The 23,537-nt window shown below is 57.2% G+C and carries 16 protein-coding genes; 10 read left to right on the forward strand and 6 right to left on the reverse strand.

The window, feature by feature from the left end; translation table 11 throughout:
* The first annotated feature begins 2 nt into the window (after positions 1-2).
* The 5 genes from O5O45_RS07780 to O5O45_RS07800 all read left to right on the forward strand — a co-directional run bounded on the left by O5O45_RS07780 (position 3) and on the right by O5O45_RS07800 (position 9,454).
* Positions 3-779, forward strand: coding sequence for a TVP38/TMEM64 family protein (locus O5O45_RS07780; protein ID WP_305904652.1), 777 nt, complete (start codon positions 3-5; stop codon positions 777-779).
* Positions 767-3,025: a hypothetical protein gene (locus tag O5O45_RS07785; protein WP_305904653.1), complete on the forward strand. Its 2,259-nt coding sequence runs from the start codon at positions 767-769 to the stop codon at positions 3,023-3,025. Before O5O45_RS07780 ends, O5O45_RS07785 begins: the two co-directional genes overlap by 13 nt.
* Complete coding sequence (locus O5O45_RS07790) at positions 3,022-4,323, forward strand: glycosyltransferase (protein WP_305904654.1); 1,302 nt, start codon at positions 3,022-3,024, stop codon at positions 4,321-4,323. The genes O5O45_RS07785 and O5O45_RS07790 overlap by 4 nt, the downstream gene beginning before the upstream one ends.
* 210 nt (positions 4,324-4,533) lie before the next feature.
* Positions 4,534-7,770, forward strand: a complete 3,237-nt coding sequence (locus O5O45_RS07795) for a WGR domain-containing protein (RefSeq protein ID WP_305904655.1) — start codon at positions 4,534-4,536, stop codon at positions 7,768-7,770.
* 10 nt (positions 7,771-7,780) lie between these two features.
* Positions 7,781-9,454 (forward strand): SWIM zinc finger family protein, encoded by a 1,674-nt coding sequence (locus tag O5O45_RS07800; RefSeq protein WP_305904656.1) that lies wholly within the window; start codon positions 7,781-7,783, stop codon positions 9,452-9,454.
* A gap of 247 nt (positions 9,455-9,701) precedes the next feature.
* Here O5O45_RS07800 and O5O45_RS07805 read toward each other — a convergent pair whose 3' ends face one another.
* The gene (locus O5O45_RS07805) at positions 9,702-9,827 is read right to left on the reverse strand and encodes a hypothetical protein (protein WP_305904657.1); all 126 of its coding nucleotides are present in this window, start codon (positions 9,825-9,827) and stop codon (positions 9,702-9,704) included.
* 80 nt (positions 9,828-9,907) lie between these two features.
* Here O5O45_RS07805 and O5O45_RS07810 point away from each other — a divergent pair, with 80 nt between their 5' ends.
* From O5O45_RS07810 to O5O45_RS07820, 3 genes are all read left to right on the forward strand, one after another.
* The gene (locus O5O45_RS07810; RefSeq protein ID WP_305904658.1) at positions 9,908-11,665 is read left to right on the forward strand and encodes a reverse transcriptase family protein; all 1,758 of its coding nucleotides are present in this window, start codon (positions 9,908-9,910) and stop codon (positions 11,663-11,665) included.
* Between the two features lie 71 nt (positions 11,666-11,736).
* Positions 11,737-12,429, forward strand: a complete 693-nt coding sequence (locus O5O45_RS07815; RefSeq protein ID WP_305904659.1) for an aspartate/glutamate racemase family protein — start codon at positions 11,737-11,739, stop codon at positions 12,427-12,429.
* Positions 12,430-12,541: 112 nt separating this feature from the next.
* A complete protein-coding gene (locus O5O45_RS07820) occupies positions 12,542-13,600 on the forward strand; it encodes a hypothetical protein (RefSeq protein WP_305904660.1) in 1,059 nt (352 codons plus the stop codon).
* A gap of 123 nt (positions 13,601-13,723) precedes the next feature.
* On the opposite strand, the gene O5O45_RS07825 is transcribed toward O5O45_RS07820, so the two are convergent.
* Complete coding sequence (locus O5O45_RS07825) at positions 13,724-15,382, reverse strand: electron transfer flavoprotein-ubiquinone oxidoreductase (protein ID WP_305904661.1); 1,659 nt, start codon at positions 15,380-15,382, stop codon at positions 13,724-13,726.
* Between the two features lie 630 nt (positions 15,383-16,012).
* Between O5O45_RS07825 and O5O45_RS07830 the strand changes: the two genes are divergently transcribed.
* Positions 16,013-16,762, forward strand: a complete 750-nt coding sequence (locus O5O45_RS07830; RefSeq protein WP_011397737.1) for an electron transfer flavoprotein subunit beta/FixA family protein — start codon at positions 16,013-16,015, stop codon at positions 16,760-16,762.
* A gap of 1 nt (position 16,763) precedes the next feature.
* Positions 16,764-17,705 (forward strand): electron transfer flavoprotein subunit alpha/FixB family protein, encoded by a 942-nt coding sequence (locus tag O5O45_RS07835; RefSeq protein ID WP_305904662.1) that lies wholly within the window; start codon positions 16,764-16,766, stop codon positions 17,703-17,705.
* 57 nt (positions 17,706-17,762) lie between these two features.
* On the opposite strand, the gene O5O45_RS07840 is transcribed toward O5O45_RS07835, so the two are convergent.
* The 4 genes from O5O45_RS07840 to O5O45_RS07855 are packed head-to-tail and all read right to left on the reverse strand — an operon-like array spanning position 17,763 to position 23,519.
* Complete coding sequence (locus O5O45_RS07840; protein WP_305904663.1) at positions 17,763-19,763, reverse strand: acetoacetate--CoA ligase; 2,001 nt, start codon at positions 19,761-19,763, stop codon at positions 17,763-17,765.
* Positions 19,764-19,782: 19 nt separating this feature from the next.
* The gene (locus tag O5O45_RS07845; protein WP_305904664.1) at positions 19,783-20,724 is read right to left on the reverse strand and encodes a hydroxymethylglutaryl-CoA lyase; all 942 of its coding nucleotides are present in this window, start codon (positions 20,722-20,724) and stop codon (positions 19,783-19,785) included.
* 1 nt (position 20,725) lies between these two features.
* Complete coding sequence (locus O5O45_RS07850) at positions 20,726-22,720, reverse strand: acetyl-CoA carboxylase biotin carboxylase subunit (RefSeq protein WP_305904665.1); 1,995 nt, start codon at positions 22,718-22,720, stop codon at positions 20,726-20,728.
* The gene (locus tag O5O45_RS07855) at positions 22,713-23,519 is read right to left on the reverse strand and encodes an enoyl-CoA hydratase-related protein (RefSeq protein ID WP_305904666.1); all 807 of its coding nucleotides are present in this window, start codon (positions 23,517-23,519) and stop codon (positions 22,713-22,715) included. Before O5O45_RS07855 ends, O5O45_RS07850 begins: the two co-directional genes overlap by 8 nt.
* Between the last annotated feature and the right edge of the window lie 18 nt (positions 23,520-23,537).

The following is a 23,537-nucleotide window of genomic DNA, read 5'->3' on the forward strand; positions in this document are numbered from 1 at the left end:
CAATGACGCGCGGATTGTCTTTAAAGACCTCGATGATTCTGGGAATTGTCGGGGTCACCGTGATCGTAGCGTTGCTGTACGCATTCGACGTACACCGCGATATCGTCCATCTATTGGAGTGGATGGATCAACAGGGACCGGCGGCGGGAGCGATTTTCGTCGCGCTAATGGCCGCTGCGGTGGTGTTGTTGGCTCCTGGTGTATTTTTCACCACCGGCGCGGGATTCGTCTTCGGGGTCGTCGCCGGCGCCATATACGTGATCGTCGGTACGGCGTTGGGTTCCATCGCGGCCTTTGTCATCGCCCGGCGCGGCTTCGGTGAGAAGGCGACAGCCTATGTGCGCTCTCACGCCAAAATCAGATTGGTCGATGCGGAAGTCAGTCACCAAGGCTGGAAATTGGTGATGTTGACTCGGCTTGTGCCTCTCTTTCCTTTCAAAGTGTCCAATTATCTGTTCGGCCTCAGTCGCTTCTCTCTCAAGGACTTCGCCATCGGCAACACCATCGGAATCATCCCGTACTCCGTGCATAACGTGTATGTCGGTTCGCTTGCGGCGGACGCGCTCAGTGTCTCCGTGGGCGCCGCGCAGCGCAGTCCCTGGCAGTGGGCGATATATCTAGGCGGTTTCGCAGCGTTAGCGGTGTTTCTCGTCTATTTGAATCGCATGGCCAAACGGATTCTGGCGACCTATGAGCTGGAGCAGCGGGACGCGCCGAAGGTCCCGGGCGCAACGGCGGGGTCGCCCGTGAATGGAGGAGAAGAACAATGCCGTGGATGAAATGGTTGCCCTGGCGCTACATCATTAGCCGCTTCGCCCGCGCACACGGGTTTCTGGACCCGGTGGCGGTGCTGTCGCATTTACACCGGTTTTCCCAGCCTTCGGAAGTGACGGAGCCTATTGAACTGTTGCGGGCGGGCGCGGTTTTTCACGCCCGGGGATTCATTAACAGCCGGGTTATTCAGCACAACCTGGACTGGGTCTGGCCATATTGGATCACCCGTCAGTTTGATCCGGCTGACCCGTCTTTCGTACCCCGCGCTTTCAGTCTCACTCACGTTAACCTGACCCATCGCAACTGGACCGCCGTGGGATTGCCGGACTTGCAGGAGACGCCGCTGGTCGATCCTCGCGGACTGTTGACGCCGCTGTGGGACGGCTGGTCGCTGGACGCCTGGATCGTTACCGCCGACGGCGACATTTTGGTTCCCTCCCGCTCGACGGAGACCCGGCAGGCATTGCATACGGAGGCTTTGAGCGTCGTCACGGAAACAGACGAACTGGACATGCGCTTGCGCGTTGAAGCGCAAGTGGTCATGCGCGACGGCGCGCCGGTGTGTCTGTTGGACATGACCGGGCATGCGGGACGCGACGCCTGGCTGGTGTTGGCGCTGCGTCCGTATAACCCGGAAGGCGTGCGCTTTATTCATGAAGTGACATTGAACCCGCAGCGCAACGGCTGGGCGGTGGACAATGAGCGCCAAGTGGCGTTCAGCGATCCCGTTGATCGCCATCACGTCTCCGACTATCGGCAAGGGGATGTTTATATTCATTTGCGTGACGCCAAGGACCAGGAGTCCGGAGAATGCGACATCGGCATGGTCACCGCCGCCGCCATGTTCGCGATCCCCGCAGGCGGCGCCCGCAAGGTGCAGGCGCGGATTCCGCTGCCGGAATCGGGAGATGAGAAACCGGGCGACTGGCGGGCATGTCTGAGCGAATGCTGCCAGCTGCAAACTACTGATGAACAGGTTCAATTTCTCTATGACGCCGCAGTGCGCACCCTGACTCTGTTGTCTCCCGGGGAAGTATACGCCGGCCCCTATACCTACAAACGTTTCTGGTTCCGGGATGCGGCGTTCATCATTCATGGTCTGTTGTGCCTGGGGCTGACCCAGCGGGCGGAACGGGCATTGGATCGTTTCCCCAAACTGCAGGACCTTAACGGCTACTTTCATTCCCAGGCGGGAGAGTGGGACTCCAATGGCGAGGCGATCTGGATCATGCAACGCTTCTGCGAGCTGACCGGAACCAGACCGAAGAACGCCTGGCGCGACGCCGCCCGCTCCGGCGCGCGCTGGATTCTGCGCAAACGCGAGCCCAACGACGGCGCGCCTCATGCAGGGCTATTACCGGCTGGATTCAGCGCGGAACATTTGGGTCCCAATGACTATTATTACTGGGACGACTTTTGGGGCGTGGCCGGTTTACGCGCCGCCGCGCGCATGATGGACGGCTATGACAAATTGGCGGCGGCGGAATTCGAACGTGAGGCGGAAATCTTTCAGCAGGCCGTCGACATTAGTCTTCATCGCGCCTCAGAGCGACTGGGTCGACCGGGCATGCCGGCGTCGCCGTATCGACGTTTGGACGCGGGCGCTATTGGATCAGTGGCCGCCGGGTATCCATTACAGGTTTGTGCGGCGGACGACCCCCGTCTGCTGGATACGGTGGAGTTCCTGCTCGCCAACTGTTTTTACAAGGGCGGGTTCTTTCAGGACGTGATTCACTCCGGCGTGAATATCTACCTGACCTTGCATGTGGCGCAGGTGTTGCTGCGCGCCGGAGATCCCCGCTACGAGGCGTTGATGCAGGCGGCGGCGGATTTGGCTTCGCCTACCGGCCAGTGGCCGGAGGCGGTGCACCCGGCCACTGGCGGAGGTTGTATGGGCGATGGGCAACACGCCTGGGCGGCGGTGGAATGGATTTTATTACTACGCAATTGTTTCGTGCGGGAAGAAGAGGGCAAGCTGATTTTAGTGTCCGGCGTGCCCCGGCGCTGGCTGGAGGATGATCAGACTGTCACCTTCGGGCCCACGCCGACCCGTTTTGGTACGATCAGCGTCAAGCTGATCGGCGAGGGCGTCGGCGCCAGCGTCGGCGGCGGGGGCATGGTGCGAGTCAGTTGGGAAGCGGAGTGGTTTGACGCAGCGCCGGCGATGGAAGTGAGACTTCCGGGCGTCGCTCCAATGGAAGCGCCCCAGGAACGTAATTTCGTTGATATCAATCTGGAGGATTCTCGATGAATATCGTCATGGTCACCAACACGTATCTGCCTCATGTGGGCGGCGTGGCCCGGTCGGTGGAGAGCTTTACGCGGGAATATCGGCGACGCGGTCATAAGGTGTTGGTGATCGCGCCGGAGTTTCCCAATCAGCCGCAGGAGGAAGAGGGCGTCATCAGAGTTCCCGCCATTCAGAACTTCAATGGCAGTGACTTTTCGATGGTGCTGCCTGTTCCCGGTCTGCTGGGGGAAGCCCTGGACGCCTTTCAACCGGATATCGTGCATTCGCACCATCCCTATCTGCTGGGGATGACCGCGCTACGAGTCGCCCGGTATCGGGAGACGCCGCTGGTGTTCACTCATCACACGCTGTATGAGGAGTACACCCATTATGTGCCCGCGGACAGGCCGCTGTTCAAACGCTTTGTGGTCGAGTTGGCCACCATCTACGCCAATATGACTGACCGTGTGTTCGCACCCAGCGACAGCGTCGCCAGACTGATCCGGGAGCGCGGCGTGCGCATGCCCATCAGCGTCGTTCCCACCGGCGTGAAATTGCAGGATTTTCAGCGAGGCGAGGGCGGCCTGTTTCGTCACTCCGTGGGCATTTCTCAGGAGGCGTATGTCATTGGTCATGTGGGACGGCTGGCGCCCGAGAAGAATCTGAAGTTCCTGGCGGAAGCGGTGGCGGCCTTTATGTTGCTCAACCGCTATGCGCACTTTCTGGTCGTGGGAGAAGGGCCCTCGGAAGCCGAGATGCGCGATGTGTTCCATCGCTATGGTCTCGCCGATCGATTGCATTTCGCTGGCCAGTTACAACTCCCTCACCTGGCTGACGCCTATCACGCCATGGATGTGTTTGCGTTCAGCTCGCAAAGTGAAACCCAGGGCATGGTGCTCACTGAAGCGATGGCGGCGGGAGTTCCGGTGGCCGCTCTGGACGGCGCCGGGGTGCGAGAAGTGGTGATAGACCAGGAAAACGGCTATCTGATCAAAGAGCCCTCCATCGTCGAATTTATTGGCGCGTTGCAACACTTCGGCGCGCAGAGCCGGGTTGAGCGCCGGCGTATGCAGGAATGCGCGCGGCTGACGGCGGAGAGTTTTTCTCTCAGCGCCACCGCCGAGGCCGCCTTGCGGCATTACGAGAGCTTGCAACGGCTGGCCCATATCTCCGAACCGGAGACTGAAGAGCAATGGGAGCGCGTTCTCAACCTCATCAAGGCGGAATGGAACATCGTTAAAGGCATGGCGGGCGCCGCAGGCGCGGCCATAGTCGGCGGCGGCGTGAGCTCCCAGGAGTGCGAACAGGACAGGGGCTGAGCCTGCCTTGAGGCCCTGCCGGCGGCCTCATTCGCCCTGTTAATAACAGGGCGCAACCCTCTGTCGGCAAAGGATAAAAAACGTCTAAACTTTTCGTTTCGCTATGTTATTCTTACTCCCTTTCATTCTCCGCTCCTAAGCGCCTGTGGCTGAAATTTCCGTTCATCGCGTTTTAATCATGGCGATGTTCGGGTAACTCACGAAAGCGAGATGGGACACTCGTTTGAATCAGCGCAAGGCTTCGCCAGTGAAGGCCGCAATATTAATTCGGAGCGACGCATCCCGTTATCCCGTAAGGATAAAGCCGATATGAAGCTGATAAAAAAGGCCAGCCTGCATTTTCAGGAAGGAAACTCCAATAAAGTTTACGAGGTTGAGCTGAGCGAAGCTGCCAGCCGCAAGGACGACCGTTTCCTGGTCAATTTCCGCTACGGCCGCCAGGGCGGCGCGTTGCGCGAAGGCACCAAAACCCCCACGCCGGTAACGCTGGAAGAGGCGGAAAGGCTGTTTGACAGTGTCGTCGTCTCTAAAACCAACAAAGGCTATTACGATGTCGCTCACGGCGCGCCCGCAGCCTCAACGACGAGCGCCGAAGCCAGACCTGTTCTGCAGGAAGGGCCGACGGACCTGTTGGTGAAGCTGCTGGAAAAGCTGCGACAGGAATGGGATAACGGCAAACGGGCCCGACTGATCTGGCGTTTGGGAGAATTGGGGCGCCCTGAAGCCGGGCAAGAGCTGGCGGCGTGCGTCGGCAAAGGGGATTGGCTGCAGGACTTCGCCGTCGCCTGGTCGTTGGGACGCATCCGCGCTATAGACTATATGGAAGATCTGCACCGCTTGCAGAATTCGAAGAACAGCACCGTCAGCGCCATGGCGTTTGAGTCGATACTGGCCCTGACGGAGCCCTCGCAAAGAATGACGCTACTGCAAACGCAATGGAATCAGATGCCCTCGCCATTGCAACAGGCGCTGACCTCCGGCGACGACGTGGGCGTGCGTCTGCAACTGGAAAACGGGCTGAACGCCGCGCCCGCCGGCGCCAATGATCTGCTGAAAAACGCGTATCTGCTGGCGCTCCATTATCCTGCACTTTATCAGGCGCTGTACGGCTGGCTCAGTCAGTGCAAGCTGGCGCCTGGCGTATTCAGTGGCGTACGTTATATCTACAAAGCCGCCGAGTTCCGTCTGGACGCCCCGATGTTCGCCCTGTTGGCGCGTCGTTTTGAAACCAGTCGTGAATTCTTCCAATACCAATGGGACTGGGCCTGGTTGCCGGGCGTGGGCAGCTTCAAGCCGAGAAGCGAGCTGAAAAAGCCGGACCCCAAGGTCGCTTACTCCAATAAAACCCGCAACTACCTGCGTCGTCGTAGCTGGCGCAGCATCAAGCGTATCGGGCAGGTGGGCGATTTGCGCTATGTCGATATGGCCACGGAAATGCTGTTGACGGTTTCGGATGCGGACGCGGGACAGACTCGCAAAGCGGATATCTATCGCTGGGAGCGTAACGGCCGGCGTTATGAGCACAAGCTGGTCGCGCGTAACGTCTATGATTATTACGCAGGCTTGATCGCCTTCAACCACATTCTGCGGGGCGACAGCGCTCAGTATAAATTGGCGCCGAGCGGACGCGCCTGGCTGAAAGTCGAAGCAGAAAGCGCGGCGGACGCGGACGCCCGTGAAGAAGCTTTTTCGCATTTATGGGATCAGCGTCCCGACTGCGCGTTGCGTCTGTTGCTGGAAAGCCAGTGTGAGCCGGTGCATGAATTCGCCTGCAAGGTATTGGCTGCGAATACGTCTTTTTGCGCAGAGATCGCCGTCTCTGCTATTGAGCGCCTGCTGCGCAGCCGCTATGAAGCGACTCAGCGATTTGCGTTGCAGTTGGCGCGGACCCGCCTTGACGGCCATATCGAACACGGCCTGTTGCTGGCGCTGCTGAACAGCGGCCTGGATGAAGCGCGGGCGTTAGGGATGGAAATTCTGACGCGAATGCCCCAGGCGACGCTGGTCGAAGCGCCGTTGCTGGCTGCGTTGTTGCTGGCGCAGTACGAAGAAGTACGCCGCTTTGCGGCGGACAAGACCGCGCAACATCCGTGGACGACGTCGGATCAGGCGCAATGCCTGCACACTCTGATCGAGCAGGCGTTGCAAACGACCCCTGAACTGCCGCCGGCCCTGGCGCAGGAATCCCATGCGGTGTGGTTGGCGGATTTCTGTATCGCCCGCTTCGTCGACGCCTGCCGGGAATTGTCCCTGCACTTGATCGACCGCCTGCTGGCGGAGCGCAACACGGCGTTGCAATTGTTCGGCGCGCGCTTGCTGGTGGCTCATGGCGTCGGTTTTGGCGATATTCCCGAACGCCTGCTGCAACACATCATGCAGTCGGATTCGTCAGCGGTGCGCGCATGCCAGACTCTGTTGCTGGGCAAGCAGCCGGATGCCGAACTGGTCAAACAAGCGGGCGTGCTTGCACTGCAATTCTTTGAAGGCGAGGCGGATGACCGCAGCGCCGCGGCGGCGATTCTGAAGCGTTTGGCGCTGGCGCAACGGGAATGGGCGGAGGCGATTTTGCACCACTTATTACCGTATACGTTCCGCAGCGAGAAACAGGACGGTCAACGGGAAGAGTGGCTGGCGTTCTTCAAAGACGCACTCAACGCGGCGTTCGACGCCGTGGACGATAACACCTGCTGGCGCCTGCTGCAGGCGCAATCCATCGGTGCGCAACAGATAGGCGCACTGCTGTTGCAGGCGCGCAGTCCATTGCAGTTTAGCGTCCGTCAGTGGGCGCAGTTGGCGAAGCATCCCGATGTGGCGGTGCGTCAATACGCCTATAACGCCTATGAAGCCAACCCGGATCGTATTCTGGCCGAGGTTCGCGACGGATTGCGCATTCTGGACTCTGACTGGGATGACTGCCGCGAATTCGGCTTCGCCTTCTTCCGCAGCCATTATGAGGAAGCCGGCGAAACACTGTGGACTCCTGATCTGGTGGTTTATCTGTGCGATAGCGTGCGGCCGGACGTACAGCGTTATGGCATGGAACTGTTGCAGCGTTTCTTCCAGGAGCAGAATGGCGTTGAGTATCTGTTGAAGCTCAGTCAGCATCCCTCCGCTAATGTGCAGTTTTTCGTGAGCAACTTCCTCAATGAATACGCCGCCGGACACCCGGAGCGTATTCTCAGTCTGCAAGGCTACTTCACCACGGTGTTGTCGCAGGTGAATCGCAGCCGGGTCTGTAAGGATCGCATTCTGGCCTTCTTATCCGAACAGTCTTTACTCGACGCACAGGTGGCCAACATGGCGGCGGATTTGTTCTCCCGCATTTCCCTGACCGTCGTGCACAAAGACAAGGCCGCGTTGATCAAGGCCCTGTTGGATCTGCGCCGCCACTATCCGCAACTGGGAACGCCGCTCAGCGTCAAGCCCGCCGAAGTAAGAGAATATTAAGGAGCCGTTGATGGAGTTTCGTTACCGTTATCACGGACACAGCCGCGTGGACAGCAATGCGGGCAAGACGGATCTGTCCTTCGCCCCGGACAGTCTGCGGCCGCCAACCCACTTTGTCGGTAAACTGAGAAAACATATCGCCTTTCGCGAAGCGATTTCCGCGCTGCATAACGTGGTCATTTCCGACATGCGTTTCCAGCCCAAAGACAAAGAAGAATACAAACGCTGGCTGGCTCAGGAAGAGCAGAACATGCTGGCGGAATTCATGTCCCGTAAAGAGTCGTTGCAAACGGAGATTCGCTCTCTGCGCAGCGAACTGGACGATTTAAACAAGCAGAGCGACAAAATACTCAAGCCGTATTACGACGCTCAGCGCAAATATTTCAACTATCTGTACAAGCATGATCTGGACGCCTGGTATGTGTTGGACCCGGTGATCACGGTGCATCCGGACCAAGTGTTCTTTGAATGCTTTTCCGAAGACGAATCCAGCTACGGCAAGTTGAGCTGCGGTTACGAGGTGTTCGAAACCATCAGTGACACCGCCTGCGGCACCACGAACATTGACTATTCCCAAGGGCTGTATAACGAGTTCCAGAAAATCCGTGATTATCGGGAGACGCTGTTGCAGGTGGACCCCGGCGGCTTTAGCGTGCAGACCGGCGATGACGATCAGTTCGATGAGAAGAAAATCGACCTGCCGGAAAGCTGGGTGCGCGGTTTTCTGCAGGTCAGTTCGGCGATGACTTTGCCGATGGTAAAAGTCGAATTGCAGCCCATGGATGTGCATAACCTGTGTTATGTGCTGCGTCGCAAGAAAGAGCGGGTTGGACCGCGGGCGATGCGTTACGAGCTGGAGCCCGGCAAACCGGTGCGGGTGATATTCGAGCCCTGGGGTGAAGAAGTGGTGTGTAGCCGTTCGATCTATCAGGGCAATGAAGCGCGCAGCATTCGCGTGTGGGGGCGACGCCGCCTGCATATTCTGGAGCGCTTGATTCCGGTGGCGGACAAATTCGTCGTGCATCTCATGGGGGATGGCATGCCCAGTTTCTATGTGGCGGAAATGGGCGATCTGACCTTTACCTTGGGGCTGTCCGGCTGGAGCGCCAACGACTGGTCGCGTATGGGGAACTTTGACCTGATGGCGCCACGAGCGGAAGTGGATGAGATCACGCTGCGCCGCGTCTATCACGGACTGCAGGAAAACTGGTTGGAAGGCTCCGGCAGTCTGGCCGCCCGATTGGGGTTGGATGAGGCCGTGGTGCAATCCGCGTTGTCCATCTATAGCCAGCAGGGACAGGTTCTGTTCGATCTGGCGGATGGCGTCTACCGCATTCGTGAGTTGAGTCGTGAGCCCCTGCCTATGACGCAATTACGCTTCGCCAACGAGCGTGAAGAAAAAGCGGATAATTTCAATAAAGCCAATCTGGTGAAACTGAGTGCAGTGGACGTCAACGATGGCGTGCTGTCATTGCAGGGGGAAGTCACTGACAACGCCGTCGCTTACCGCCCCAAAGTGGCCATCGACGCCGATCAACGGCTGCGTCAGGGTGAATGTCAGTGCCACTTCTATGTGCACAACCGTTTGCGCAAAGGCCCCTGTGAGCACATGCTGGCGCTGCGCAAGCAGCATCAGCTACAGCATCCGTTTATCCTGGCGGGCGCAGAGGAGGCGGGGCGATGAGTGCATTTTTTCCTGTAAAATCAACAGCGGGGTTTGCTTGCTCCGTCCAGGTTGTTATACTGCCCGACGGCGGTAGCGCGACAAAACTACCTTGCAATCCGAGCGGTGGATCGCCGTTCTTGCTATTAGACTTATCACGCTTCACTGGCCAGATCTTTACTGGGCCGTACTGCACCACCTATCGCTATTGCGGTTTGGTTTCTACGAAACCAATGAGCGATAGGTGGTGCGTACGGCGTCGAGTTGATCAGTCCAGTTCTGAGAATTCTACGAAGGGAAACCATGTCGCGCTACCGCCTTCTTCTTGCGCCGCTTTGGCGCGCTCCTTTGCGTCTTCATTATCCTTCTCCACACCCCATTCGTTATCCGTCACTGTCGGAAGTCGGTCAGTTGCCGTGCGCGTTGGTCGATGTAGTACGCGGTTGTCATCGGTATTGAGAGGAGGGCGTTGAGATGAGCGAAGAGAAAAAACTGACCCGTCAGGAAATCTACCAACGCATCCGTGAAACCAGCAAGGACGAGTACATTCTCTCCGAAATGGTGCGCCTGGGCTTCTGGCCGGATAACTCGGAAAAGCCTTCTTTGTCGGAAGCGTTTATCAAGAAACGCACAGAGTTACAGGCGGCGTTGCGGGAGTTGGGGCAACAGCAAATGCTGTACTCCGATCCAGAGAAAGCGCTGAAGGAAATGCACAAGCAGCGCAAGCAGGCGGCGTTGGCCAAGCGGGAAGAGACGCGTCGCAAACGCAACGAAGAGCGATTCCAGCGGGCGCAACATTGGCGCGAAGTGCAGGCGCAACAGATCACTTACCTTGGCGAGAACGTGTCAGGGGGATTGGGCGATCCGGCTTCTGATGATGCGCGCCTGCGCAGTCAGAACCTGCCGGTCATAAACGCCGCTAACGAGCTGGCGGCGGCGATGGGCGTGACGTTGAACGAGCTGCGTTTTCTCGCCTACAACAAAGACGTGTCCAAGCTCAGCCATTATCAACAGTTCGCCATCGCCAAGAAGACCGGTGGCGTGCGCGAAATTTCCGCTCCCATGCCGCGCATGAAGAGAGCGCAGTATTGGATTCTGGACAACATATTGGCGCCGCTGTCTCTGCATGACGCCGCCCATGGTTTTGTCGTCGAGCGCTCTATTGTGTCTAATGCGCAGCCTCACGTGGGCAAAGACGTGGTCATCAATCTGGACTTGAAGGACTTCTTTCCAACCGTATCCTACGCGCGCATCAAAGGCGCGTTCCGCCATCTCGGCTACAGCGAACAAATCGCCACTATTCTGGGGCTGCTGTGTTCGCAGCCGAAGGCGCAGGAAGTGGAAATGGACGGCCAGAAATGGTTTGTCAGCGAAGGTGAACGCTTTCTGCCCCAGGGCGCGCCCACCAGTCCGGCGATCAGTAACGTCATTTGTCGCAAGCTTGATCGCCGTCTGCAAAGCATGGCCGCCAAACTCGGTTTCACCTATACCCGTTACGCGGATGACGTAACTTTCTCCGCCGACGGCAAATCCGACGATGACGTCAAGCGCCTGCTGTGGCGCTGCCGTAGCATCATCAAGGATGAAGGTTTTGTGGTGCACCCGGACAAAACCCGGATCATGCGCAAGCATCGCAGGCAGGAAGTCACCGGCGTCGTGGTGAACGACAAAGTCTCTGTGGAGAGAAAGCAACTGAAGCGGTTTCGCGCGCTGTTGCATCAGATCGACAAAGACGGTCCCGCCGGTAAGACCTGGGGGCGCGGAGAGCTGTTCGCCGCCATTGACGGTTTCGCTAACTATGTGGCGATGGTGAACCCTGAAAAAGGCGTGCCGCTGCAACAGAAAGTGGGGCAGTTGAAGTTGAAATATGGCGTGAAAGTGAAGCCATCCCGTGTGCTGGCGTTGAATAAAAAACGCATGCGCCTGAAGGCGGCGAAAGGCGAAGCGCCTCGTGAAGACTGGTGGCAGGCGCAAGCGGCGGCCGCGCCGGAACTGGAGAAGACGACGGAGCAGGTCAAGGAAGAGCGGAAGGCGGAGAAAGTCGCACAGAAGGCGCAGACGACGCCTGTCGCATTGTCTGAGGACGCCGAGCCACCGCAAGCGCCGACACGCCCGCAACAGCAGTCGCAACCGCCCGCGACAGGACCTGAAGGCGAGTCGCACGCCAAAACAGGGTGGATCATGCTGGCCATCGGCATACTCATCTATCTTGCGATGAAGATGCTGGGCTAAGCAAAGAGCAAGCACTTTGGGTTCGTGGTCCATGACCCGAAGTGCTGACCGAATGCAACGGGGAAAGGAACATGTCCAGACATATAGGCATTGTTGCATGTAGCGCTGAGGGCGCTGCGCTTTGCTATCGTACTATTTGCGCGGAAGCGCCAGCGTTGATGGGAGAGCATCGGCATCCGGAAGTGTCGCTGCATACGCACCCGGTGGCGGATTACATGCCTTATCTGAACCAGGGCGATTGGCGCGGAGTGGCGGATTTGATGCTGTCGTCCGCTCACAAGCTGGCGATGATCGGCGCTGAATTCGCTATCTGCCCGGATAACACCATTCATCAGGCGTTCCAGATGGTGCAGGCTGAGTCGCCGATTCCCTGGCTGCATATCGCGGAAACTGTGGCGCAGGCGGCGCAAGCGCGAGGCTATCGCAAGCTGGGCATAACCGGTACGCGCTTTCTGATGACCGGGCCTGTCTATCCGCAAGCCTTGAGCAAGTTTGATATCGACAGCCTGATCCCGGATGAGGCGGATCGAGAACTCATTGACCGGGTGATTTTCAATGAACTGGTGAATGGAGAGTTCAAGGAAGAATCCAGATTGCGTTTCAATGCGGCGATCCAGCGATTGCGAGACCGTGGCTGCGATGCGGTGGTGCTGGGTTGCACGGAGATTCCGCTGCTGATCGATCCTGATGACTGTCCGCTGCCGACGTTGGATTCCACTCGCTTGCTGGCTCGGGCCGCCCTGATGGAAGCGCTGCGAGCGTGACGCTCCGGCGTCAATCATCCTCTAAGATGTGACCTCTCCACATTTCTAATTCTATCGCTCCCTGATAGCATGCGGTGATATACCCTTCATTTTCAGGAAGTCGTCCACCTTTATGAAAAATAAGAAAATAGTCACAGCTTTTCCATTATTGTTCCGTTGCATGGCGCTGGCGGGGATTGCGCTCCTGAGCGCCTGTTCAGATTCATCTTCCGACGCCGGATATGCAGACGATGATGCGGCGGATACACCGCCAGACTACAGCGCTGACAGCGATATGGACATCCAGGATGACGTCCTCGACTGGAACCCGGCCAACGACGGCTGGCGTAAAGGCCGGCTGTTTGTGGAGTTGAGGATTGAGCAGGAAGGCTCCAAAGTCGAGCACAAGGTTCATCAAGGATTGAGCGGCCCGGAAACCACGCAGATTGATTGGACTTACAGTCTGGTCGCCAACGGCGATCAGGCGGTCTGGACTCGACCGGATCTGGATAAACTGACCCCGGACATGGACCCTGAATATGGTCGCAGCAGCTGGGAATCGGAACCCTATATGCCGTTGAATGACGATAGCGAACTGGTTGTGCAGGGAAATGTGAAAGTCAGTCTGTACTTCGACTCGCAAACGCCGGATGCGTCAGATTATGTGCGCACCATGCGGGAAGTGTCAGCTGAGGGTAAAGTCAGCGGTTTGACTATCAAAGCCTTGCAACCCTCGCTATTCGGTCAGGGTTACGAACTTTCCGCTGAATGGGAGCCCTCCTTGAATGTCAGAGATATTACGACGCTCACTGACCGTAAAGGCGCGAATCAGGTCCTGGATGAAAGCGGCGCCTTTAATGAGCCCATAAAGTTGCGTTTGTATCCAGCGCTTAACCCGGACGGCATCAATGACTATCCCCTCGCGGCCAATGATGATCCGGCGGACGTCAAAGCGGGAATGAAGAAGTTTGAGCAGGAAATCTGGCAGTCGCTGCAGCAACTGAGCGATGCTCCAATACTGGGGGAGGGGCGCACGGGTCTTGTGACCGAGCAAAGTAAAGACAGCCTGACCCTGACCTATGAATACAGTGGCGACAAACAAATGCCTTACTGGCCCAGTCTGGAAACGCTTGCCGCCAAACCCGATAAGAAAAACACCATGAAGGTCAGAGTGCGATTGCAGGTGGATTGATCTCTGACGTATCTGGCTGGCTTATTTGTGGTAAGCCGCAGTGTCTGGTCCTGAAATAGGTGTCAACCTATTTCAGGACGGGTCACAGGAATAAAAAAGCCGGCTTACGCCGGCTTTTCTGCACTACATGTTCGGATAGTTGGGACCGCCGCCGCCTTCCGGGGTGACCCAGATGATGTTCTGGGTGGGGTCTTTGATATCGCAGGTTTTGCAGTGTACGCAGTTTTGCGCGTTGATCTGGAAGCGCTTGCCGCCGTCGTCATTCTCCACCACTTCGTAGACGCCCGCAGGGCAGTAGCGCTGCGCCGGTTCGTCGTACTTGGGCAGGTTGTAGTTGATCGGCACGTCTTTGTCCTTGAGGGTCAAATGACAGGGCTGATCTTCTTCATGGTTGGTGTTCGACAGGAATACCGATGTCAGACGGTCGAACGTCAGCTTGTTGTCCGGCTTCGGATAGCTGATTTTCGGACACTCGCTGGCGGGCTTCAGGGCCTCGTGGTCTTTCTTCAGATCACGCAGTGTGATTGGCAGGCTTCTGCGCAGAATATTCTGCTCGAAGAACGCCAGCGCACCGCCCAGAATGTTGCCGAACTTGTGCATGCCTGGTCCGAAGTTTCTCTCTTCGTAAAGCTCTTTGTAGAGCCAGGACGCTTTGAACTTGTCTGTAAAGGCGGTGAGGTCTTCTTTACCTTCAGAACCTTTCTGGAGCGCTTCAAACACAGCCTCCGCCCCTAAAATGCCGGACTTCATGGCGGTGTGAGAGCCTTTGATCTTGGAGAAGTTCAAGGTGCCTGCGTCACAACCCAGCAGCAGGCCGCCAGGGAAAGTTTGCTTGGGCAGGGAATTGAAGCCGCCTTTGGTGATAGCGCGCGCGCCGTAGGATACGCGTTTGCCGCCTTCCAGATATTTGCTGATTTCCGGATGTAGCTTCAGGCGCTGAAATTCTTCGAAAGGAGAAACGTGCGGGTTGCTGTAACCCAGGTCAGTGATCAGGCCGACGTAAACCTGATTGTTCTCCAGGTGATACAGGAAAGAACCGCCGGTAGAACTGCTTTCCGCCAATGGCCAGCCAGTGGTGTGGACGACCAGACCGGGTTCGTGTTTGGCGGGGTCGATATCCCACAGTTCCTTAATGCCGAGGCCGTAATGTTGGGGGTCTTTACCTTCATCCAGCTTGAATTTTTCGATCAGCTGTTTGCCCAGATGGCCGCGGCAGCCTTCACAGAACAGGGTGTACTTGGCATGCAGCTCCATGCCGGGCGTGTAGGAGTCTTTGTGCTCGCCATTGTGGCCGACTCCCATGTCGCCGGTGACGATGCCTTTTACGCTGCCGTCCTCATGATACAGAATCTCGGCGGCGGGGAAGCCGGGATAGATTTCCGCGCCAAGGCCTTCGGCCTGTTCCGCCAGCCAGCGGCACAGGTTGCCCAGGCTGATGATGTAATTGCCTTCGTTGTGCATATTGCGGGGCACGAAAGCATTGGGAACCTTGATGGCGTTTTCCTGACTGCGTAATACGAAAATGTCGTCACGGGTGACGGGAGTATTGAGGGGTGCGCCTTCTTCTTTCCAGTTAGGGAAGAGCTCATTCAGGGCGGTGGGCTCGAAGACGGTGCCGGCCAGAATGTGCGCGCCGACTTCCGATCCTTTCTCCACAACGCATACTGTCAGTTCCTGCCCTTTATCCTTGGCCAACTGGAGAATTTTGCAGGCGGCTGATAAGCCCGCCGGTCCTGCGCCCACGATTAGTACGTCAAACTCCATCGATTCGCGTTCCACCATTGATCTCCTTTTAGCTTCACAACTCTCAGTCTAAAAAGTTTATAGGCAACACGGCTTTTGGGGGTCGCGAAAAGCTGCGACGATGCTGTCCCGCGGAAGCGGTCGAGCTGCGTCCCTGACTGATTTTATCCTGTCTTATTTTTCCGACTACGCTGTGCTGCAGTTATTAAAAATCGTCAGAAGTATAATGGATTAAGTCCAGGGAGCATATATCATTTGGCGGCTCAAACAAACGTTTGTTTGAATTTTTGCGGGAAATCGCCTTTAATAAGCGGCACGCAGTTAAGACGAGCGTTTCCGGCGTTGAGCGTCGGGGCCTCAGGCGACGCCTGCGAGGCCGCTTCCTGAATTCCGGGACGGAGTGAACCCGAATTTTTTCGGCGTTAACAATAAATCGATCGTCCTTTGATCGCAGGTCCTTTTTCGGACGCGTCAGGCGCGCCCCTGAATATTGACCTGAGTGGGATAAGCGTTCAGTATTAGCCTGCTTTGTTTGGACCATATCCTGGCGTTTCGGCTGAAGTTTTTGGCCGAGAACCCGGTTTAAGGCAGGGTGGTTATCGGGATAAAAATCCAGAGCCGCGAGGATATGCTTCGTTAATTACACATCACAACACAAACGAGGAATCTATGAAGGTTCTGGTCGCTGTAAAACGAGTAATTGATTACAACGTTAAAGTACGAGTAAAACCGGATAATACCGGTGTAGACCTGACAAACGTAAAAATGGCGATGAATCCATTCTGCGAAATCGCAGTGGAAGAAGCTGTACGCCTGAAAGAGAAAGGCGTCGCTACCGAAGTCGTCGTAGTTTCCATCGGCCCCAAAGCCGCTCAGGAACAAATCCGCACCGCACTGGCGCTGGGCGCTGACCGCGGCATCCACGTGGAAACTGACGAAGAGATTCAATCTCTGGCGGCCGCCAAGCTGTTGAAGGCGGTTGTAGAAAAAGAACAACCCAAGCTGGTGATTCTGGGTAAACAGTCCATCGACACCGACAACAACCAGACTGGCCAGATGCTGGCGGCGCTGTGCGGTTACGCGCAGGGCACCTTCGCATCCGAAGTGGTGGTTGAAGGCGATAAAGTCAACGTGACCCGCGAAATCGACGGCGGTCTGTTGACGGTGGCGTTGAACCTGCCTGCTATCGTGACCACCGACCTGCGTCTGAACGAACCCCGTTACGCGTCTCTTCCCAACATCATGAAAGCCAAGAAGAAGCCGCTGGACACTGTAACGCCTGCGGATCTTGGTGCGGAAATCGCTCCCAGACTGACCACGTTGAAAGTGGAAGCCCCTGCACAACGTCAGGCGGGTATTAAAGTGGGCAGCGTAGCTGAGCTGGTGGACAAGCTGAAGAACGAAGCGAAGGTGATTTAAGATGAGCATTCTGGTAATTGCAGATCACGATAATAAGGTTCTGAAGCCCGCTACGTTGAACGTTATTGCAGCCGCTCAGAAAATCGGCGGAGACGTTCATGTTCTGGTTGCCGGCGCTGATTGCGGCGCTGTCGCTGAAGCGGCTTCCAAAGTGTCTGGCGTAGGGAAAGTGCTGCACGCCGACAACGCCGCTTACGGCCACTTCCTGGCTGAAAACCTGGGCTTGCTGGTGGCCGAACTGGGTAAAGGCTACAGCCATGTGCTGACTTCCGCCGGCACCACCGGTAAGGACTTCATGCCCCGCGTTGCAGCGCTGCTGGACGTGGCTCAGATTTCCGACATTATCCGCGTCGATTCCGCTGACACCTTCGTGCGTCCTATCTACGCGGGCAACGCGATTGCGACGGTGCAATCCTCCGATGCGATCAAGGTCATCACTGTACGTCCTACCGGTTTCGACCCGGTGGCGGCGGAAGGCGGCTCTGCGGCGGTTGAATCCGTTGGCGCGGCGCACGACGCAGGCATTTCCTCTTTCGTGAAAGAAGAACTGGCCAAGTCCGATCGTCCTGAACTGACCAGCGCGAACATCGTTGTTTCCGGTGGTCGCGGCATGCAGAACGGCGACAACTTCGAAATGCTGTATAAAGTGGCTGACAAGTTGGGCGCAGCGGTTGGCGCATCTCGCGCGGCGGTTGACGCAGGCTTCGTTCCCAACGATATGCAGGTGGGTCAGACGGGTAAAATCGTGGCTCCGCAACTGTATATCGCCGTTGGTATCTCCGGCGCGATCCAGCATTTGGCGGGTATGTCCGACAGTAAAGTGATCGTTGCGATCAACAAAGACGAAGAAGCGCCAATCTTCCAGGTAGCCGATTACGGTCTGGTGGCGGACTTGTTCGAAGCAGTGCCGCAACTGGAAGCTGAACTGGATAAAGTTCTCTAAGCCAAGTAATGAATACTCCCTCCCCAATCCGGGGAGGGATCTTTTCTTCAGGCTGTTCTAGCCGCGTAGTTCTTCAAGATTCTCAAATAACGCCAACGCTTCTGGATTGGCGAGCGCGTCCTTGTTTTTCACTTCCTTGCCGTGAATCACGTTCTTCACCGCCAGCTCAACAATCTTGCCGCTGATGGTGCGAGGGATGTCGGCGATCTGAATGATCTTCGCCGGAACATGTCTGGGCGTGGTGTTCTTGCGAATCGTCTGGGTGATGCGGCTGCATAACTCTTCATTTAGATCGACGCCGGGGCGGGTCTTGACGAACAAGATAACCCTCTCGTCATCGCCCCAGGCTTGTCCGACGGCGATGCTTTCCAGCACTTCCTCAATTTTCTCCACCTGACGATAGATTTCGGCGGTGCCGATGCGCACGCCGCCAGGATTAAGCACGGCGTCGGAGCGGCCATGAATGATGACGCCTTTCTGCACCACTTCGCCGTTTTCCGCATGGCTGATGAATTCGCCGTAGTCTCCATGGGCCCAGATGTTGTCGATGGAAGAAAAATAAGCGCTGTGGAAGCGCGCGCCCTCCTCGTCATTCCAAAATCCGACCGGCATGGAAGGGAAGGGCGACTTGCACACCAGCTCACCTTTGCCTTGCGTCAGAGAACGGCCTGAGTCGTCGACAAACTCGACATCCATGCCCAGACCGATACATTGTAGCTCCCCCCGGTAAACGGGCAATGTGGGGCATCCCAGGGCGAAACAGGACACGATGTCGGTGCCGCCGGAGATACTGCTCAGGCAGACATCTGCTTTCACGTCCCGATAGATGTAATCGAAACTCTCATGAGCCAGCGGGGAGCCGGTTGAAAGCATGGCGCTGAGACTGTCCAGGCGGTGGGTCTGCGCCGGCTTGAGATGATTCTTCTCGCAGGCGGCGTAGAATTTGGCGCTGGACCCGAACACGTTGATATTCTCTTCCTGGGCGATATCGAACAGGTGAGATGGCGACGGGTGAAAAGGGGAGCCGTCATACAGCACCAGCGTTGCGCCGATCGCCAGACTGCTCACCAGCCAGTTCCACATCATCCAGCCGCAGGTGGTGTAATAGAATATGCGGTCGCCGGGTTTGAGATCGGTATGCAATCCCAGTTCTTTCAGATGCTGCAACAGCGTGCCGCCCTGGCCATGCACAATACACTTGGGCTGACCGGTGGTGCCGGAGGAGTACATGATGTACAGCGGCTCGGAAAAGCCGCGCCGGACAAACTCAATGGCGCTCTCTCCCGGCGTGTTTACGATTTCTTCCCAAGCGGTGGCCGCGATGCCTGACAACTCCGTCGGCGCCGCTTCTGGGCTTTTCAGATAGTTGACCCATACCACCCCTTGCAAAGCGGGGAGTTTGTCGACGATGTCCCGCACTCTGTCCGTGGTGTCGATCACTTTGCCGTTGTAGTTATAACCGCGGCAGGCGATCAACAGTTTGGGAGTGATCTGGCCAAAGCGGTCAATAACGCCGTTAAGCCCGAAGTCGGGGGAGCAGGAAGACCAGACTCCACCCAGACTGGCGGTGGCCAGCATACCGATAACCGCTTCGGCGCAGTTTGGAATGAATGCGGCGACGCGATCGCCGGGACCAACGCCATGGGCTTTCAGGAATTGCGCCAGTTTGGCGACCTGGCGATACAGCTCGTTGAAGCTGAGTTCTTCACGACGACCGTCTTCGCCTCTGACAATAATCGCAGGCTCGCCGCCGTGCTTGCCGTTGCGATGCTTAAGCAGGTTTTCCGCAAAATTGATTTTGGCTTCAGGAAACCATTGCGCGCCGGGCATTTTATCCGCATGACGCAGAAACGGAGCTCCACCAAGGTCGCCTTTGACTTGAAAGTATTCCCATATCGCCAGCCAGAAATCCTCTTTATTGTCCACTGACCAGGCATGTAATGCGTCGTAGTGAGAGGGGGGAGACAGCTTTCTGGTTTTTAAAAATGCAATGAAATCGGTGAGTCGTGCTTGTTGTATTCGCTCGTGTCCGGGGCGCCATAAAGGGAGCGCGGTCATAAAGACTCCAATATTATCCTTATTGTGAAGATTGCGCCTGCGACAACGCCAGGCCGGCTTTGGAGCCGTTGTTGCGCGCCAGCAGGGTGGAAATCTCATTACCTACCATGGCGAGGCGATTCAAATCAATGTTTGTTTTCAAGCCGTTGCCGTGCAGCATGTACACCACATCTTCCGTGGCGACGTTGCCGGAGGCGCCTTTGGCGTAAGGGCAGCCGCCCAATCCGGCGACGGAGGCGTCGACCGTACGGATGCCGAGGTTAAGGGCGGTGTCGATGTTAGCCAGGGCCTGCCCGTAGGTGTCGTGGAAGTGCACCGCCAGTCGATCGCTCTGAATTTCGGACAGCAGGGCTTTCAGCAGGTTGGCCACCTGATGAGTGGAGCCGACGCCGATGGTGTCTCCCAGAGACACTTCGTAACAGCCGGCATCCAGCAGCAGTCGAGTGGTTTTCAGAACCTGGGATATCTCGATGCGTCCCTCATAAGGACAGCCCAACACGCAGCTGACATAGCCGCGTACGGGGATATTGCGCTCCTGCGCCAAAGCGAATACCGGTTGAAAACGCTCAATGCTTTCTTGGATGGAGCAGTTGATATTGCGCTGGTTAAACGCCTCGGAAGCGGCGGTGAATACCGCCACTTCGTTGATCTGAGTCTGTAGCGCCGCTTCCATGCCCTTCAGGTTTGGCGTCAGGGCGGCGTAGACCACATCTTTGCGTTCCGGCAGCTGCTGGATCACTTCGGCGGAGCTGGCCATTTGCGGCACCCATTTCGGGGAAACGAAACTTCCCGCCTCGATATAACTTACGCCTGCATCGATCAGCCCCTTGATGAGATGTACTTTCTCTTCAACGCTCAGCAGCTTGCTTTCGTTCTGTAAGCCATCACGAGGGCCCACCTCCACGATGCGAACAAAATCCGGGTCGCCGGTGATATGCGTGGCGTTCACTTCAGAGGACATATCAGGCTCCTTCGCCGCTGGCTTCGAACGCCACCAGAATCTGGTTGGCGGTGACCACTTCGCCTTCTTTGCATAACACTTCCGTGACAGTGCCTGCGCCGGGGGCGCGGATGCTGTGCTCCATCTTCATGGCTTCCATCACTACCAGAATGTCGCCTTTGACCACTTCCTGGCCCGCTTGCACGGCGGTTTTGACGATGGTGCCGCCCATGGGGGCGTTGAGGGAGCCGCCGTCCTGCACATGATGTTCCGTCAGCGTATTATCGTCAGGGGTCTCGAAGCGCCAGTGCGCGCCGTCTTTGAACAGGTCGATGCAGCTCTCCGAAATGGCGAAACGGAAGCAGCTTTTGACGCCATCCACCCACAAGTCCACATGAGAGTGGTTGCGATTAAAGCTGACGTCCGCCCAGTGTTGTCCATCGCCAATTTTTAACTGGTCATGATGTTGTTCAAGTAGCAGGGAAAATGATTCGCCGTTGAGCCAGAACTCATATTCGGAGGCTTCCACCAGATTCAAACGCCAGTTGTTGATCTGGGACCAGGGCGAAAATGGGTCCTGATCGGCGGCATTGGGCGCTGCCTTGAGGTTTGACCAGTACAACGCCGCCAGCGCGCACTTGGTGTTGAAAGGGATCTCCCGATCTGCTTTTTCCAGGCCGGGGTTGGCTTCCAGAAAGCCGGTCGTCAAACGCGCCTGAACGAAGTCGTCGCTGTTGATGATGCGACACAGATAGCCGGTGTTGGTGGTGACGCCGGTCACCAGAAAATCCGCCAGCGCATCTTTTAATCGCCTCCGCGCCATTTCGCGGGATGGGCCCCAGCCGATGACTTTGGCGATCATCGGGTCATAGAAGGGAGAGATTTCGCAGCCCGCTGCGACGCCACAATCAATGCGCGTGTGCTCGCTGCTCGCGGGAGCAGAGAGAAAATGTAGGGCGCCGGCGCTGGGCAGAAAACCATTCTCAGGATCTTCTGCGTAAATACGCGCTTCAATCGCGCAGCCATTGCTGCGAATACGGTCCTGGGTCGCCGGTAAAGGCTCGCCGCCGGCGACTTTGATTTGCCACTCGACCAAGTCGAGACCCGTGATCATTTCCGTCACCGGATGCTCCACCTGCAGGCGGGTGTTCATTTCCATGAAGTAGAAGTTTTCATTTTTGTCGACCAGGAACTCCACCGTACCGGCGCCGACATAGCCGATCGCCTTGCCGCAGGCGACCGCCGTTTCTCCCATTTTGCGCCGGGTTGCGTCAGCGAGGTGAGGTGCGGGCGCTTCTTCAATGATCTTCTGATGGCGACGCTGAATGGAGCAGTCGCGGTCAAACAGATAGACGCCTTCGCCGTGGGCGTCGAAGAAAATCTGTACCTCGACGTGGCGCGGCTGTTCAATCAGTTTTTCGATCAGCATGGTTTGATCGCCGAAGGCGTTTTTCGCCTCACGCTGGGCGGAGGCCAATTGTTCATCGAATTCAGAGGGTGCGCGCACGGCGCGCATACCTTTGCCGCCGCCGCCTGCGCTGGCTTTAAGCAGCACCGGGTAGCCGACAACCTCGGCCTGGGCGCGCAGAACGTCAACGTTTTGATCTTCGCCGTGATAGCCGGGGATCAGAGGGACACTGGCCTGCTCCATCAGATGCTTGGCGCGGGCCTTGTCCCCCATGGCGTCAATGGCCTTGGCGGGAGGACCTATGAAAATCAGCGACTCCTTTGCGCACAGCGCGGCGAAGGTCGCGTTCTCCGACAGAAAGCCATAACCGGGATGGATCGCATCGGCGCGGCATTTTTTCGCAACGGCGATGATTTTGTCCTGATTCAGGTAGGTCTCTGTCGCCGTCACCCCGTGTAGAGGGTAGGCCTCGTCGGCCTCCTGCACGAATGGCATGTTACGGTCCACGTCGGCGTACACGGCGATCGTGCGCACGCCCATGCGGCTGGCGGTGCGGATAATACGGCTGGCGATCTCGCCGCGGTTGGCGATCAGTAGCGTCTCAATCATGTTCGGCGGCTCCATCAGCAAGGGTCCACGCGGCGGGGCGTTTCTCCAGGAATGCGCTGAGCCCTTCCTGTCCTTCGGAAGAAACGCGAACGTCGGCAATAGCGCGAGTGGTGTAATCGATCACCGCGTCGTCAATGGGGCCAGCCTCGATCCGGCGCAACAACTCTTTGGCGCGGGACAGGGCATTGGGACCGTTCTGTTTGAACAGGCGGGCAAAAAGCTCCACTTCCGCATCCAGGTTGGTCTCTTCGACGATTTCGTGGATCAGACCAAGGCGTAGCGCCTCTTTGGCGTCGAACAGCTCAGCGGTAAGAGTATAGCGCTGCATGGCGCGGGGACCGATGGCTCTCAGTACGTAGGGGCTGATCACCGCAGGCAGAATGCCCAGTTTCACTTCGCTGAGACAGAACTTGCTGCGCGCGCTGGCGATGGCGATGTCGCAGCAGCTGATCAGACCCAGGGCGCCGCCGAAGGCGCTGCCTTGCACCCGGGCGATAGTCGGTTTGGGTAGCTCAAAGAGGCCGCGCATGAGTCTGGCCAGTTCGGCTGCGTCATCCAGATTGGCCTGATGGTCCGCTTGGGCGTTGGCGCGCATCCATTCCAGGTCGGCGCCGGCGGAGAAATGCTTGCCTTCGCTGCGCAGGACGACCATGCGAACGGCGCTGTCGTTGGCGGTTTCATCGATCATTTCATTCAGGGATTGAATAACATCGGCGTTAAAGGCGTTATGCTTTTCGGGCCGGTTTAATACTATTTCCGCAACACCCTGATTTACGCGGTATAAAACGGGTTCTGACACGGCGTAACCTCTCTTGTT

The organism is Hahella sp. HNIBRBA332 (genome assembly GCF_030719035.1).
Lineage (GTDB): Bacteria > Pseudomonadota > Gammaproteobacteria > Pseudomonadales > Oleiphilaceae > Hahella.

What these genes read in the sequence shown, in the direction of transcription:
- O5O45_RS07815 (WP_305904659.1), top strand. Translation starts at nt 11,737, where the DNA reads ATGTCCAGACATATAGGCATTGTTGCATGTAGCGCTGAGGGCGCTGCG.
- O5O45_RS07795 (WP_305904655.1), top strand. Translation starts at nt 4,534, where the DNA reads ATGGGACACTCGTTTGAATCAGCGCAAGGCTTCGCCAGTGAAGGCCGC.
- O5O45_RS07790 (WP_305904654.1), top strand. Translation starts at nt 3,022, where the DNA reads ATGAATATCGTCATGGTCACCAACACGTATCTGCCTCATGTGGGCGGC.
- O5O45_RS07830 (WP_011397737.1), top strand. Translation starts at nt 16,013, where the DNA reads ATGAAGGTTCTGGTCGCTGTAAAACGAGTAATTGATTACAACGTTAAA.
- O5O45_RS07850 (WP_305904665.1), bottom strand. Translation starts at nt 22,720, where the DNA reads ATGATTGAGACGCTACTGATCGCCAACCGCGGCGAGATCGCCAGCCGT.
- O5O45_RS07810 (WP_305904658.1), top strand. Translation starts at nt 9,908, where the DNA reads ATGAGCGAAGAGAAAAAACTGACCCGTCAGGAAATCTACCAACGCATC.
- O5O45_RS07845 (WP_305904664.1), bottom strand. Translation starts at nt 20,724, where the DNA reads ATGTCCTCTGAAGTGAACGCCACGCATATCACCGGCGACCCGGATTTT.
- O5O45_RS07785 (WP_305904653.1), top strand. Translation starts at nt 767, where the DNA reads ATGCCGTGGATGAAATGGTTGCCCTGGCGCTACATCATTAGCCGCTTC.
- O5O45_RS07780 (WP_305904652.1), top strand. Translation starts at nt 3, where the DNA reads ATGACGCGCGGATTGTCTTTAAAGACCTCGATGATTCTGGGAATTGTC.
- O5O45_RS07840 (WP_305904663.1), bottom strand. Translation starts at nt 19,763, where the DNA reads ATGACCGCGCTCCCTTTATGGCGCCCCGGACACGAGCGAATACAACAA.
- O5O45_RS07820 (WP_305904660.1), top strand. Translation starts at nt 12,542, where the DNA reads ATGAAAAATAAGAAAATAGTCACAGCTTTTCCATTATTGTTCCGTTGC.
- O5O45_RS07835 (WP_305904662.1), top strand. Translation starts at nt 16,764, where the DNA reads ATGAGCATTCTGGTAATTGCAGATCACGATAATAAGGTTCTGAAGCCC.
- O5O45_RS07825 (WP_305904661.1), bottom strand. Translation starts at nt 15,382, where the DNA reads ATGGTGGAACGCGAATCGATGGAGTTTGACGTACTAATCGTGGGCGCA.
- O5O45_RS07800 (WP_305904656.1), top strand. Translation starts at nt 7,781, where the DNA reads ATGGAGTTTCGTTACCGTTATCACGGACACAGCCGCGTGGACAGCAAT.